Annotated in this window: 10 protein-coding genes; 4 read left to right on the top strand and 6 right to left on the bottom strand. The window is 71.3% G+C overall.

The window, feature by feature from the left end; genetic code table 11:
* Positions 1 to 38 precede the first annotated feature (38 nt).
* The 3 genes from ACNAVT_RS21465 to ACNAVT_RS21455 all read left to right on the top strand — a co-directional run bounded on the left by ACNAVT_RS21465 (position 39) and on the right by ACNAVT_RS21455 (position 5,708).
* Positions 39 to 2,570 (top strand): SDR family oxidoreductase, encoded by a 2,532-nt coding sequence (locus ACNAVT_RS21465; RefSeq protein WP_416298865.1) that lies wholly within the window; start codon positions 39 to 41, stop codon positions 2,568 to 2,570.
* A gap of 1,093 nt (positions 2,571 to 3,663) precedes the next feature.
* Positions 3,664 to 4,518, top strand: coding sequence for a class I SAM-dependent methyltransferase (locus ACNAVT_RS21460; protein WP_416298863.1), 855 nt, complete (start codon positions 3,664 to 3,666; stop codon positions 4,516 to 4,518).
* A gap of 176 nt (positions 4,519 to 4,694) precedes the next feature.
* The gene (locus ACNAVT_RS21455) at positions 4,695 to 5,708 is read left to right on the top strand and encodes a LysR family transcriptional regulator (protein ID WP_416298861.1); all 1,014 of its coding nucleotides are present in this window, start codon (positions 4,695 to 4,697) and stop codon (positions 5,706 to 5,708) included.
* Here the strand turns inward: ACNAVT_RS21455 and ACNAVT_RS21450 are convergent.
* The 6 genes from ACNAVT_RS21450 to ACNAVT_RS21425 all read right to left on the bottom strand — a co-directional run bounded on the left by ACNAVT_RS21450 (position 5,591) and on the right by ACNAVT_RS21425 (position 12,563).
* Positions 5,591 to 6,373, bottom strand: a complete 783-nt coding sequence (locus tag ACNAVT_RS21450; protein WP_416298859.1) for a serine hydrolase — start codon at positions 6,371 to 6,373, stop codon at positions 5,591 to 5,593. The two genes, ACNAVT_RS21455 and ACNAVT_RS21450, sit on opposite strands and share 118 nt — an antisense overlap.
* Positions 6,370 to 7,992 (bottom strand): N-acyl-D-amino-acid deacylase family protein, encoded by a 1,623-nt coding sequence (locus ACNAVT_RS21445; RefSeq protein ID WP_416298857.1) that lies wholly within the window; start codon positions 7,990 to 7,992, stop codon positions 6,370 to 6,372. The genes ACNAVT_RS21450 and ACNAVT_RS21445 overlap by 4 nt, the downstream gene beginning before the upstream one ends.
* Positions 7,992 to 8,756, bottom strand: coding sequence for an amino acid ABC transporter ATP-binding protein (locus ACNAVT_RS21440; protein WP_416298855.1), 765 nt, complete (start codon positions 8,754 to 8,756; stop codon positions 7,992 to 7,994). Before ACNAVT_RS21440 ends, ACNAVT_RS21445 begins: the two co-directional genes overlap by 1 nt.
* Positions 8,753 to 9,640, bottom strand: a complete 888-nt coding sequence (locus ACNAVT_RS21435; RefSeq protein ID WP_416298853.1) for an amino acid ABC transporter permease — start codon at positions 9,638 to 9,640, stop codon at positions 8,753 to 8,755. The genes ACNAVT_RS21440 and ACNAVT_RS21435 overlap by 4 nt, the downstream gene beginning before the upstream one ends.
* A 68-nt stretch (positions 9,641 to 9,708) precedes the next feature.
* A complete protein-coding gene (locus tag ACNAVT_RS21430) occupies positions 9,709 to 10,596 on the bottom strand; it encodes an ABC transporter substrate-binding protein (RefSeq protein WP_416298851.1) in 888 nt (295 codons plus the stop codon).
* Between the two features lie 302 nt (positions 10,597 to 10,898).
* Positions 10,899 to 12,563 (bottom strand): hypothetical protein, encoded by a 1,665-nt coding sequence (locus ACNAVT_RS21425; RefSeq protein ID WP_416298850.1) that lies wholly within the window; start codon positions 12,561 to 12,563, stop codon positions 10,899 to 10,901.
* On the opposite strand from ACNAVT_RS21425, the gene ACNAVT_RS21420 reads away from it, so the two are divergent.
* Positions 12,562 to 12,813, top strand: a complete 252-nt coding sequence (locus ACNAVT_RS21420; protein ID WP_416298849.1) for a hypothetical protein — start codon at positions 12,562 to 12,564, stop codon at positions 12,811 to 12,813. The genes ACNAVT_RS21425 and ACNAVT_RS21420 overlap by 2 nt on opposite strands.
* The last annotated feature ends 178 nt before the right edge of the window (positions 12,814 to 12,991 follow it).

Here is a 12,991-nt window from a genome sequence, read left to right as displayed (position 1 = left end):
TCGTCGGTACTTACCTGCGCTTCTCAGGGAGATCCATAGTGAACAAAGCACACGTCGTCACCGGCGGCACCGGCTTCGTCGGGCTGGCGCTGATCCTGGAGTTGCTGCGGCGTACCGAAGACGACGTCGTCTGCCTGGTGCGGCCCGGCGCGCAGGACCCGGACGCGCGGCTGCGGGGCCTGTTGACGGCTGCGACGAGCGCCTACGGCCAGCGCGCCGACATCGGCGAGCGGGTGCGGACCGTCGCCGGTGACGTCACCCGGCCGGGCTGTGGCCTGGCGGCGCCGATCCATGGCCCGGTCGCGGGCTTCTGGCACAGCGCCGCCTCGCTGCGCTACGAGGAGTCCGCCGCGGCGGAGATCTTCACCACCAACGTCGACGGCACCCGGCATGCGCTCGACCTCGCCGACCGGCTCGGCGCCGTCTCGTTCAACTACATCAGCACCGCCTATGTCGCGGGCACCCGCGACGGGGTGATCACCGAGCGGCTCATCGCGCCCGACAGCAGCAACAACGCGTACGAGCGCAGTAAGGCGGCCGCCGAGGCGCTGGTCCACGCCCACGCCGGCGCGGCCACCCGCATCCTGCGGCCAAGTATCGTAGTCGGGCATCGGGGCACCCGGGCGGTCGTCGGCAGCTACACCGGCATGTACGGCTTCCAGCGCCGGCTCGCCGTGTTTGCCAAGCACCTGTCGGCGCGCGCCCCGGAGCGGCTGCGCCGGCCGGTGCGGATGCTGGTCGATCCCGGTACCCCGCTGAACTTCATCCCGGTCGACGCGCTGGTCGAGCAGATGCTGGACATTGCCTCCTCCGGCAGCCGGGAACGGATCTTCCACCTCACCAACTCGGCCCCGCCGGCCGCCGGCGACGTGCTGCGGCGGATCTTCGCGCTGGCCGGGCTGCCCGAGCCGGAGTACGTCACCGACCCGTCCCAGCTCGAGGACACGGACCGGGCGTTCGCCAAGGGCATCGAGTTCTACCGCTCGTACCTGGTCGGCGAGAAGCTCTTCGACCGGGCCAACAGCGACCGCGCGCTGGGCCGGCCCGACGCCGGGATCATGCCGTTCCCCGACGACGAGATCACCGCGTACGCCCGCTGGTACCTCGACAACGTGCCGCGTCACCGGCAGCCGGCCCGGCCGGCGCCCGCCCGGGCCACGCGGCCCGCGCCGGCCGCCCCACCGCAGGCAGCCGGTCCGTCCCGAATCGTCCTGCTCGGTGCCGGCTACACATCGGTTTGGGCGTACAAGTCGCTGCGGCGGCGGCTGGGGCGGCAGCTGCGCCGGGGCGAGGTGGAGATCGTCTTCGTGGACCCGCTCGGGTACCACTCGTACCACGGCTTCACCGCCGAGGTGCTCGGCGGCATCATCGCCGAGGGGCACGAACGGAGCCCGCTGCGGACCACCTGCCCCCGGGCGCGGCTGGTCCGGGGCACCGCGCAGCACGTCGACCTGGCCCGCCGCGAGGTCACCGTGGCGCCGGCCGGCACCGCCGCGGCGGCGTTGATCCTGCAGTACGACCATCTGGTCATCGGCTGTGGCAGCCAAGACGACCTGGCCCGGGTCGCGGGGCTGGCCCAGCACGGCTGGTCGCTGAAGAACCCGGGCGGGTCCGCGGCCATACGGGAGCGGCTGCTGACACAGGTGGAGCTGGCCGACACGAGCCCGGACGAGCAGACCCGCCGGGAGCTGCTCACCGTGGTCGTCGTCGGGGGCGGGTTCACCGGCGTGGAGATGTCGGCCACGGTCGCCGAGCTCTTCCGCAGCCTGCGCCCGCGCTACCGAGTGCTGTGCGAGGTCGAGCCGCGGGTGCATCTCGTGCACGGCGGCCCCGACCTGCTGCCCCAGTTGCGTCCCCGGTTCACCCGGCTGGCCCGGTACGCGCAACGGCAGCTCGTCGGGGCGGGGGTGCAGGTGCATCTGGGCACCCGCGTGGTGCGGGTCGATGAGGACGGCGCGTACCTCGACGACGGGTCGGTACTCGCCAGCCGCCTGGTCGTGTCGACGCTGGGCCAGGCGGTGGCCCCGGTGCCGGGCACGGAGTCGCTGGAGTCGCACAACGGCCGCCTGGTCACCGATGAGTACCTGCGGGTACACGGCGGCGGACGGGTCTGGTCCGGCGGCGACCACGCCCACATGGTGCACCCGGTCAAGGGCGAGCCCTGCCCGGCCAACGCGCTCTGGGCGATCAAGCATGGCGAGCGGATCGGCGGGAACATCGCGGCGACGCTGCGCGGCAGATCACCACGCCGGTTCACCTACCGGGGGCTCGGACAGGCGGCGAGCCTGGGCGTCGGCAAGGGCGCCGTCGAACTGTACGGGGTGCAGGTCACCGGCTGGCCCGGCTGGCTGATGCGGGCCGGGTTCTTCCTCTGGTTCATGCCGTCCCGACGGCAGGCCGCACGCAGCCTCGTGGACCTGCTCGGCGTACCCGTGCTGGGCCGGCGGCTCACCGCGCTGGCGGCAGCCGGCCAGCCGGTGCCGCACGGCGGCCCGGAGCGGCCCGCGGCTCAGAGCCAGCCCTCCCGCCCGCCCCACCACCGCAGGTACGCCGAGAAGGGCGTGTGCTGACGGGACCCGGCTTCGCGGTCCCCCGCTGAGCGTGACACGCCACGCGCCGGCCGGGGCCTGGGTCAGGTGCCCCAGGCCCCGGCCGCATCGCGGTCGCCATGAATGTGCAGGAAGTGCGCTGTTGCGTGGTGGGATCGGCGGGCGTGGTGAACCTGTGGGGTGCCAGAAGCGCATGCTCCATCGCCGTTCCCGTGGCGCGTGGGCGACCCTGCGCTGATGCGGGTCAGGGCCTCGCTGCGAGCATTACCCCCCGCACGGCGATCACCCCGGCCCCAACGAGTACCGCTACGGCGGGTCCGCCCCGCAGGCCCCCGAGGCGGTCGACGACTCTCCGACCCAAGTGCTGCACCGCCTACGCACGAACATCAACTCCAGGCGATCCATACGCTTGGCGCTGCTACCGCTGACCACCCGCGGGCCCCGCCACCGACAGCCCGATCTCCGTCCGGCACCCTCCGATCACATCAGGCATCTATCGGCGTTGCACATGCCGTTCGACCTCCTCCTCCTCCTGCAGTGCTAGGCGGGCAGTGCGGAAACCTCCCGGCTGCCGCTGCCAGGCGGACTCACCCCTCCAGCCCCCACACCGCGAGCGCTGCTCATACGCGTCTCTTCCCCGCCATCGTCCGGCAACAGGTTCGGGCCCCGGGTGCAGACCGTGGGCCGACTTCGCCCGCCAGACCGTCGACGACTGGCTTGACGTCCTCACCGCCGCCCAACCGTCCACCAAGCGACGCGCCACCGGCACCACCGAACGCGCCCTCGCCCTGTCCGTCCTCCCGCGGCGCACTGCTCGACCTGCTGGCCACCGGCGACATCGACCGCACATGGCCGCCGTCGAGCAGCACCTCCGTCACACAGCCCCGGCAGGGGCCAAGGGCTGACACCGGACACCTCCCGGAACGGCGAGGCCAGCTCGCCATCGTCGCGCCGGGCGAATCCGTCGTCCCCACTGCCACCGGCCTCTCGGGCTGCTCGGCGGGCGGACGTCCCGCGGTCTGACCATTCGGGCATTCCAAATCCGACCAGCCCGCCGATTTCTGAAATTGATACCCGTGATATCATGGCGGTCGCTGTGGCTAGCGTCGGTAGCGTGACCGATTCTCCGCAGCCCAGTCAGACCGCGCTCATGGCCGCCGCCGCCCGAGCGGCCCATCCGCTCGTCGACGGCGATCCGCTGATCTTCAACGATCCCCTCGCCGCCACCCTGCTCGGCGACCGCGCCGACGAGCTGATCGGCTACCACCGCCAGCACGGACGGCATCTCGTGCTCGCCGGGGCCCGCGCTCAGGCCACCTGCCGCTCCCGGGTCACCGAGGACCTGGTGGCCGCCGCCGTCGCACGCGGCGTCGACCAGTACGTCATCCTCGGCGCCGGCCTGGACACGTTCGCCCACCGGTCGCCGCTGGCCTCGCGGGTCACGGTCTTCGAGGTGGACACGCCGGCCACCCAGTCGTGGAAGCGGGATCGTCTGGCCGCCGCCGGGCTGCCCGTACCCGCTTCGCTGCGCTACGTGCAGGCCGACCTGGAACACGACGACCCGGTGAAGGTGCTGGGAGACGTCGGCTTCGAGCCGACCCGGCCTGCGGTGGTGAGCTGGCTCGGAGTGACCATGTACCTGAGCCCGGAAGCCCTCGACATCACCCTCGCCCGGCTCGCCTCGCTCGCGGCCGGTAGTGAGCTGGTCTTCGACCACATGGTCCCGGCCGAGTTGCGCGACGCCGACGGGCAGGCATACGTCGACCTGGTCGCCCCGACCGCCGCCGAGCGCGGCGAGCCGTGGCGCACGTTCCTGACACCGGACGACGCGGCCGCGCTGCTCACCCGGCACGGCTTCCACGACTTCGTGCACCGCAGCCAGCCGGAGCTGTTCGCCACCCACGGCTGGGAACGCCCCACCCTGCACCCCTCCACGCTCTCCCGCATCACGACCGCCACGATGTCCTGACGGCTCCCGGCCGACTCAGCGAGATGAATCGCGGCAATTCGATGACCGTCGGGATACCCGTGAGGTGGTGCCTCGCCTGCGTCGACCCGCCCTGTCGCGGCAGCGGGTGAGCATGCGAGAGTGGGAACCGGGCGGCGGTCCACGCGCACGTCCTCGCGCAGGGAAGGCAGCCGCCGATGTTCAGCACCGCACGCCTGCAGGTCGTCCTGGAAATCGCCCGCCATGGCACCATCGTCGCCGCTGCGGAGCAGCTGCGGCTGAGCCCGTCCGCCGTCTCCCACCAGCTCGCCGCGCTCGAGAGGGAGGCCGGGGTGGCGCTGGTGGACCGGGGGCCGCGCAGCCTGCGGCTCACCGTCGCCGGTCAGCGACTGGCGGACTACGCGCAGCAGATCGCCGACCTGATGTCGGCCGCCCGGGACGAACTGTCCGCGCACGGCGAGGGCCGCAGGGGGCTGCTGCGGATCGGGTTCTTCGCCACCGCCGGCGCCGAACTGCTGCCGCGGGCGCTGTCGGGCTTCACCCGCGATCATCCGCAGGTGGAGCTGGCGCTGATCCTGGGGCAGCCGGATGAGCTGCGCCCCCGCCTTCAACAGGGCGAACTGGATCTGGTGATGGTCTTCAGCCATCCGCTGAGTCCGACGCAGGAGTCCCCGTACGCGAAGGTCCAGCCGCTGATGGTGGACCCGCAGCTGGTGGTGCTCCCGGCCGACCATCCGCTCGCCGGCCGGCGGCGGCTACGGCTGGCTGACCTGGCGGCCGAGCCGTGGATCACCACCCTGGGCGTGCAGGGCGTGGTCTCGGTTCTGGAGCTGGCGGCGCGGGCCGAGGGCTTCGCGCCGCGGATCCGCTGCCGCAGCGACCACTACGAGGTGGTGCTGGGCCTGGTGCGGGCCGGTGTCGGGGTGGCGCTGGTGCCGTCGCTCGGCCTGCGCAACCCGGGCGGGGTGGCGGTGCGGCAGCTCGCCCACGGCGGGCTGCACCGGGAGATCGGCGTGGCGCTGCGTCCGGGCAATCCCAATCCGGTGGTCGGCAGCTTTGTCGAGCGGCTGACCGCAGCGGCGGCGACGCTCAGTCAGGAGCTGTCCGACCGGTGGGCCCCGGCGAGCCCGTTGACCGCGGTGCCCCAGCGCCGTAGCTCGGCCACGGCGGCTCGCTCGGCCCCGGGCGCGAACGCGGTGATCACGGCGTAGACGACGGTGTGCCGGCCGGACACGATGCCGACGTCGGCGCGTACCCCGGTGTCGGTGCCGGTCTTGTTCTGCACCTGGATGCCGTCGCCCGACCACGGGCTGCGGCCGATGGAGTCGGCGACCATCGCGCGGTCGGTGTTGCCGGCGAGCCAGCCGCGCAGCAGCCGGCACGCCCGCGGGCTCTGCCAGGTCCCGTTCGCCACGTCTGCGAGGAAGGTGCAGAGTTCGCGGGCCGCGCCGGTGGCGAAGGTCTCCGGTACGCCGGGGCCGCGCTCGGCCCGGATCTGGTCGTGCACGGTGGTGTTTCGCAGCCCGGCGTGGCGGGCCAGGTCCTGCACGGCGTCCAGGGTCACCAGCCGCAGCAGCGCGTTGGTGGCGGCGTTGTCGCTGACAGCGCCGACCGCTGTGGCCAGGTCGGCGACCGTCCACGATTGCGGGGACAAGTGGCCGAGCAGGCCGGTCCCGCCGACCTGCCGGTCGTCGTCGAGCAGCTCGACCTGCCGGTCGGCGGCGAGTGTTCCGTCGGCGAGCCGCCGGGCCACCTCGCCGAGGAGCAGCACCTTGCCGACGCTGGCCAGCGGCAGGACCAGATCGGGGTCGGCGGACAGGACGTGGTCGTCGGGCAGCCGCCGCACCATCGCCGCGACCCGCACCGCCGGGCTCACCGCCGTCCCCGCAGGGCGGGCTGCCGGTCCGGTACGGCCAGCACCCGGCCGGGCCGCGCGTCGGTGATCGTGCCGCCGTCCACCACGACCCGGCCGCCGACCACCACGCAGCGCACACCCCGCGGCGGCGCCAGCGGATCGTCGTACGTGGCGCCGTCGGCGACCCGCCGCGGGTCGAGGACCACCAGGTCCGCGGCGTACCCGTCGGCGAGCAGCCCGCGGTCGGGCAGGCCGAAGCGGCGGGCGGGCATCGCGGTCATCTTGTGCACCGCGTCCGCCAGCTCCAGCAGCCGCACCTCGCGCACGTAGTGGCCGAGCACCCGGGCGAAGCTGCCCGCCCACCGCGGGTGGGGCCGGCCCTCCTTCGGTACGCCGTCGGAGCAGATCATGGCCAGCGGGCTGGCCAGCACCCGGCGTACGTCGTCCTCGTGCATCGAGTGGCTGAGGATGGTGACGTCGCCGTTTTCGGCGGCGAGCAGATCGCAGGCGTAGTCGACGGGGTCGACGCCGCGGGCGGCGGCCAGCTCGGCGACGGTGTGCCCCTGGGCGTGCGGGTGGTGCGGGGCGGAGGCGACCCGGATCAGGTCCCAGCCGCCGTTTCCGACGGTGTTCTCCCAGCCGGGCACCCCCGCGACCAGGTCGGTGCGGATCCGGTCCCGGACCGCCGGGTCGGCGACTGCGGCGAGCATCGCCGGCACCCCGTCGGCGATGAGCCACGGCGGCAGCATCGCGTGCAGGGCCGTGCTGCCGGCGGTGTACGGGTAGACGTCGCAGGTGACGTCCAGCCCGTCGGCGCGCGCCTCCGCCAGCCGGGCGAGGGTGCGGACGGTGGCGCCCCAGGCCCGCCGCCCGGCCGTCTTGTGGTGCGAGACCTGCAGCGCCGCCCCGGCCGCGCGGGCGATCTCGAGGGCTTCTTCGAGCGCGGGCTCGACCTGGGACATCTCGTCGCGCAGGTGGGTCACGTACGGCTTGCCGTGTGCGGCCGCCACGCGGGCCAGCGCGATCACCTCGTCGGTGCCGGCGTTGACGCCCGGGGAGTAGATCAGGCCGGTCGACAAGCCGGCCGCGCCCGCGGTGAGCGCCTCGTCCAGCAGGTCGCACATCCGCCGGGTCTCCTCGGGCGTGGCCCGCCGTTGCGCGAAGCCGACCACCGCGGCGCGCAGCGTGCCGTGGCCGACGAGGGCGGCGAGGTGATTGCGCCGGGACCGGCCCTGCGCGGCGGCGAACTCGGGGAACGACGGGTACGCGGACGCGGGCGGGCCGAAGGTCGCGGCGATCAGCTCCCGCACCGGCCCGGCCCGGTCGGGTGGGACCGGGAAGGGGCTGATCCCGCAGTTGCCGCAGATCTCCGTGGTGACACCCTGGAGCAGCGGCGCGCGGCGCAGCACCTCCCGCCGCTCGTCGTCGCCGGCGAGCAGGTCGGAGTGGGTGTGCACGTCGATGAAGCCCGGCGTGACGACCAGCCCGGTCGCGTCGACGATCTCGGTGGCGGCGGCAGGGCTGCCCGGCGGCAGCAGAACCAGCCGCCCGGCGCGGACGCCCACGTCGGCGGGGCGGGGCGGCGAGCCGCTGCCGTCGAGCACGTCCCCGCTGGTGATCAGCAGGTCCAGCCGCGCCATCAGAGCACCTTGGACAGGAAGGCACGGGTCCGTTCGTGCTGCGGCGCGGCGAGCACCTCCCGGGGCGGTCCCTGCTCGACGATCAGGCCCTCGTCCATGAACACGAGGTGGTCGCCGACCTCCCGGGCGAAGCCCATCTCGTGCGTCACCACGATCATGGTCATTCCGCTCGCCGCGAGGTCCTTCATCACGTCCAACACCTCTCCGACCAGTTCCGGGTCGAGTGCCGAGGTCGGCTCGTCGAAGAGCATCAGCTTCGGCGACATGGCCAGTGAGCGGGCGATGGCGACCCGCTGTTGCTGGCCGCCGGAGAGCTGCGCCGGGTAGTGGTGGGCGCGGTCGGCCAGGCCGACCCGGTCGAGCAGGTCGGCGGCGCGCCGGTGGGCGTCGGCCGTCGGGACCCCCTTCACGGCGACCAGGCCCTCCATCACGTTCGCCAGCGCGGTGCGGTGCGGGAACAGGTGGAAACGCTGGAAGACCATGCCGATGGACTCGCGCTGGCGGCGCAGCCGCGCGTCCGGCAGGGGCCGCAGCCGGCCGCAGCGCTCGGAGTATCCGATCAGCTCGCCGTCGACGTAGACCCGGCCGGCCTGTGGCTCCTCCAGGTGGTTCAGGCAGCGCAGCAGCGTGGACTTGCCGGAGCCGGAGGGGCCGACCACGCAGACCACCCGGCCGCGGTCGATGGTCAGGTCGATGCCGCGCAGCACCTCGACCCGGCCGAAGCTCTTGCGCAGGGACTGGCAGCGCACCATCGGCAGGGTCATCGCGCGCTCCCCGTGAAGCGCAGGTTGCGGACGATGCGGCCGCGCAGGGTGCCGGGCGCGGCGCTGCCGAAGCCGCGGCTGAAGCGGCGTTCCAGGAAGTACTGGCCGACGCTGGCCACGGTGGTCAGGACCAGGTACCAGATGGAGGCGACGATCAGCAGGGCGATCACCTCGAAGTTGGTGAGATAGAGCCGCTGGGCGACGGTGAGCAGGTCGGCGCCGGCGATCACCGAGACGAGCGAGGTGGTCTTGAGCATGGAGATGAACTGGTTGCCGGTCGGCGGGACGATGATCCGCATAGCCTGCGGCAGTACCACTCGCCGCATGATTTTCGCCCGGGACATGCCCAGCGCCGCCGCGGCCTCCTGCTGGCCGGGGTCGACCGAGCGCAGGCCGGCCCGGACGATCTCGCTCATGTAGGCGCCCTCGTTGATGCTGAGGCCGAGCAGGGCCGCGACGAAGCCGGTGACCAGGGCATTCGTCTCCCAGGTGACCAGCTTCGGGCCGTCGAACGGCACGCCGAGGCTGATCTCGGGGAAGATCAGGGCGATGTTGAACCAGAAGATCAGCTGTACCAGCAAGGGCGTGCCGCGGAAGAACCAGACGTAGGCGATCGCGCCGGTGCGCAGGATGCGGCTGTCGGAGATCTGCATCAGCGCCACGATCACGCCGAGCACCACGCCGATCGCCATGGACGCGACCGTGAGCTGAATGGTGACCCAGAGCCCTTCCAGGATGACCCGGTCGAGCTGGTACCGGACGACGATGTCCCAGTGCAGGTTCGGGTTGACCGCGATGGACCAGGCCAGCCAGGCCAGGATCAGGGCGGTCACCCCGGCGGCCAGCCAGCGCCCCGGGCGCAGCGGGTGGCTGATCCGGTTCACTTCCGCTGTGTCCGGGCCAGCGGGCCCGGCCGAGGGCGGGCCCGTGACGCTCGGCTCCACGGGTGCGCTCACTTCTGGTCGTTGACCGTGGCGGACTGTACGCCGCTACCCTGGACGCCCCACTTCTCGAGGATCTTGGCGTACTCGCCCGAGTCGATCAGCTCCTGCAGCGCGCGGTGGACGGCGTCACGCAGCTGGCTGTCCTTCTTGTCGATCGCGATTCCCCATGGGCCGGCGTCGTACTGGGCCTCCAGCACTTCGTACTTGCCGCTGTCCTGGACCAGCATCTTGGCCACCGGGTAGTCGACGATGGTGGCCACCGCACGCCCCGCGTCGATCTGCAGCAGGCCGGTCGGGGCGTCCTCGCTCTGCGAGATGGTCATCTTCTTGGCGCACGAGGCGTTCTGCTTCTCCCCGATGGCGAGGTTGGAGCTGCCCTTGGCGAGCACCACGGCGCGACCGCACAGGTCCGCCAGGTCCTTCACCCCGGCCGGGTTGCCTTTCGCCACCATGATCGCGCCGCCGGCCTGGAAGTAGTCGACGAAGTCGACGGCCTTGCGGCGCTCCTCGGTGTCGCTCATCGAGGACATGGCCAGGTCCCACCGGTCGGCTTGCAGGCCTGGGATGAGGCCGGGGAAGCTGGCGTTGGTCATCTCCAGCTTCAGGCCGAGCCGTCCGGCGATCGCGGCCGCCAGATCCGGGTCGACGCCGGTCAGCTCCTGGGTCCCCTCCTTGTACATCTCCATCGGCGGGTAGCCCTCGGCGGTGGCGACCCGCAGCACGCCCTTGTCCTTGAGGGCGGCCGGAACCAGGTCGGCGGCCTTGGCGTCGGCGGCGACCGAGACGGAGCCACCGGCCTGCGGCGACTGGCCGGTGGTCGAGCGGCCGCAGGCGGTGACGGCGAGGGATAGTGCGGCGAACCCGACGACGACGCGAAGCGCATGCTTCCTGACCACCGGAAACCTCCTGCTCAAGACCATGGCGGGCACCCTATCCGGGATCTCATAGCATGAACAGCCAGAATGCTTTGCAAGCTGAGCATCGATCTTTTCGATGCTCAGCCAGGCGGTGGTCACACCGGCACCACGCGCGCACTCCCGCGCGCGTTCCTCAGCGCCGCAGCCGGCGGGCGCCTGGGCCGTCGTGGTCGACGTGCAGCAGGCAGCGTCCGCCGCCGGGCATCACGGCGTCGCAGAAGACCCAGTGGCGTACGTTCTAGATCCTTGGGTTCGAGAATCTGAACACGTGGGTCAGGTTTTCAGGCTGCGGTTTTGAGTCGTGCTCGGGTGATGTAGTCGTCGACGTGGTGGTCGATGGTGGTGAGGGCGTGGCGTAGGGCGGGTGGTGCTTGGGGTTGGTCGGCGGCGAGGAGTGGGCGGAGGAGGCGGTCGTTGAGTTTGGTGTAGAAGATCGCGAGGCGTTGGCCGTCGGGGGTCAGGACGTAGGTGTGGGTGTGTTCGATGCGTCGGATCAGGCCGTTGAACCGCAGGCGTCGTAGGTCGTAGGTCATTTGGCTGGTGGTGTAGTCGGTGCCGAGCAGCCGGGCGGTCAAGGCGCGAAGGCTCTTGTTGGTGACGCCGGTGACGGCGAACAGGCTCAGGCATAGGGCGCCGGTCAGGGCCATGACCCGAGGGTCGGCGAAGCGTAGCGCTGGGGCCCTCCTGCCATCCTCGGTGAGGGTGGGCTGTGCGACCCGTTCGATGACTGGGCTCGCAAGGACGCAGCTCTGACCGGCACGGATAGTGTCCAGCAGCCGGCGGTTGGCGTCACGGGCTTTGGCGATGACCTCGTCGAGGTGTTCCAGGCGGCGCAGCACGCCGATGTCGTAGGTGTCGTTGATGACGGTTTCGATGCGTAGTGCTCGTTGGTCTTTGAGGTAGTACTTGATCCGGGAGTGGCGGTAGAAGGCGTTGACCACGACGGCGTCGTTGTCGCGGTCGATGGCGGTGCGGAACACGCCTTTGGTGGTGGAGCGGATCTGCCGGTTGAAGATGATCTCCATGTTGTCGGGGCGGCCGATGTCAAGGTTGTCCGCGGCGAGGGCTTCGAAGAACGTGCGGGCGTGGCGGGGCGCGGTGAACACGATGGTCTTGGCGACCTCGATCTGGCGCATGGAGATGTCCCACCAGTAGCCGGCGGCCCGATCGGCGGGGGCGAATGGTAGTGGTAGGCGGGCCCACCAGCGTTCGGCGAACACGGTGATGGTGCCGGGCCCGAGCCGGTCACAGATGGCTTGCAGGCCGGTGGGGTCGTTGCTGGCGGCGAAGCCGTTGGACAGCTCACGGAAGCTGATGCCGGCCTTGGTGGCTTGGCGTTTGGCCCACTCGTGCCCGTTGAACCAGATCTTTCCCGGGTAGGGGAAGTAGGCGCAGACCTTGATGAACGCCGGCCCGAAGTCGGTGTCCCACAGGTAGAAGTAGTAGCAGGTGACCCGCCGGTCGGTCCGGTTGTAGGTGAACCACACGGCTCCGGTCTCGGTGGCGGACTTGGTCCCGGTGAACACGCGCTGGTACTCCTGCGCCACGCCGATCGCGACGACCTGAGAATGGCCGGTAGCCGCGGCTTTGCGCATCAACGGCATCACCTGGTCAATCTTGCGTTCCGGCCACGGGCTGTCCGCCAGCACACCCGGGCGGGTCTTCTCCTTCTTACCGGTGAAGCTGATGACCGGGATGCCGTTGGCCTCGGCGAACGACATCACCGCCCGGCGGAAGGCCTGCCCGCGGCGTTCCAACAGCGCAGGAGACGGCACCGGCATGCCCTCGTGCTGGTTGAGGAAGCTGACCACCTGGCCACCGACGACCAGGTTCGGCACGGACATGGTGAGGTAGACCCGGTCCAGGCAGTCGATCTCCAACAGCTTCTGCCCGTCGAGCACATCGTTGACCGTGACCGCATTCGTTCTCGTCAGACGTGAGGCCATGACCAACCTCCGCATCCACGCCTACGAATGCCAGGATGCGCCCACCGGCACCGGCCCGACCAGCCCAACCACCCACCTCGGCGGTCCGAGGCAGAGCCTCACTGGTGCAGCATCAGGCAACGTTCGCCCTGTTGACTACCTCACGCAGGCGTTCATCGGCGGCGTTCTTGTTCCGCCAGATGGTGTAACGGCGGACCATGCTGCCCTGCTGCCGTGGCTGGCGTGGTCGATGCCCTTTCCCACTGTCTGACCTGCCGCCATTCATCGATCGCACAGCGGACAAAGTCGCTCGTCAGCGCCTGCGGCCGAGTTTCCGAACGGTACAGGCACCGTCCGTCCGCGCGGCCGTGGGCCACCGTGGTGCCCCTGCCACACGACAGCAAATAGGGACACCCATCACGGAACGATGCCCACCGGATGTCCATCCG

Source organism: Micromonospora sp. SL4-19, from assembly GCF_047921475.1.
Lineage (GTDB): Bacteria > Actinomycetota > Actinomycetes > Mycobacteriales > Micromonosporaceae > Micromonospora.
The sequence above is the reverse complement of the archived record's forward strand: the minus strand, read 5'-3'. Positions and strand labels throughout refer to the sequence as shown.

What these genes read in the sequence shown, in the direction of transcription:
- ACNAVT_RS21445 (WP_416298857.1), bottom strand. Translation starts at nt 7,992, where the DNA reads ATGGCGCGGCTGGACCTGCTGATCACCAGCGGGGACGTGCTCGACGGC.
- ACNAVT_RS21440 (WP_416298855.1), bottom strand. Translation starts at nt 8,756, where the DNA reads ATGACCCTGCCGATGGTGCGCTGCCAGTCCCTGCGCAAGAGCTTCGGC.
- ACNAVT_RS21420 (WP_416298849.1), top strand. Translation starts at nt 12,562, where the DNA reads ATGACCAACCTCCGCATCCACGCCTACGAATGCCAGGATGCGCCCACC.
- ACNAVT_RS21425 (WP_416298850.1), bottom strand. Translation starts at nt 12,563, where the DNA reads ATGGCCTCACGTCTGACGAGAACGAATGCGGTCACGGTCAACGATGTG.
- ACNAVT_RS21455 (WP_416298861.1), top strand. Translation starts at nt 4,695, where the DNA reads ATGTTCAGCACCGCACGCCTGCAGGTCGTCCTGGAAATCGCCCGCCAT.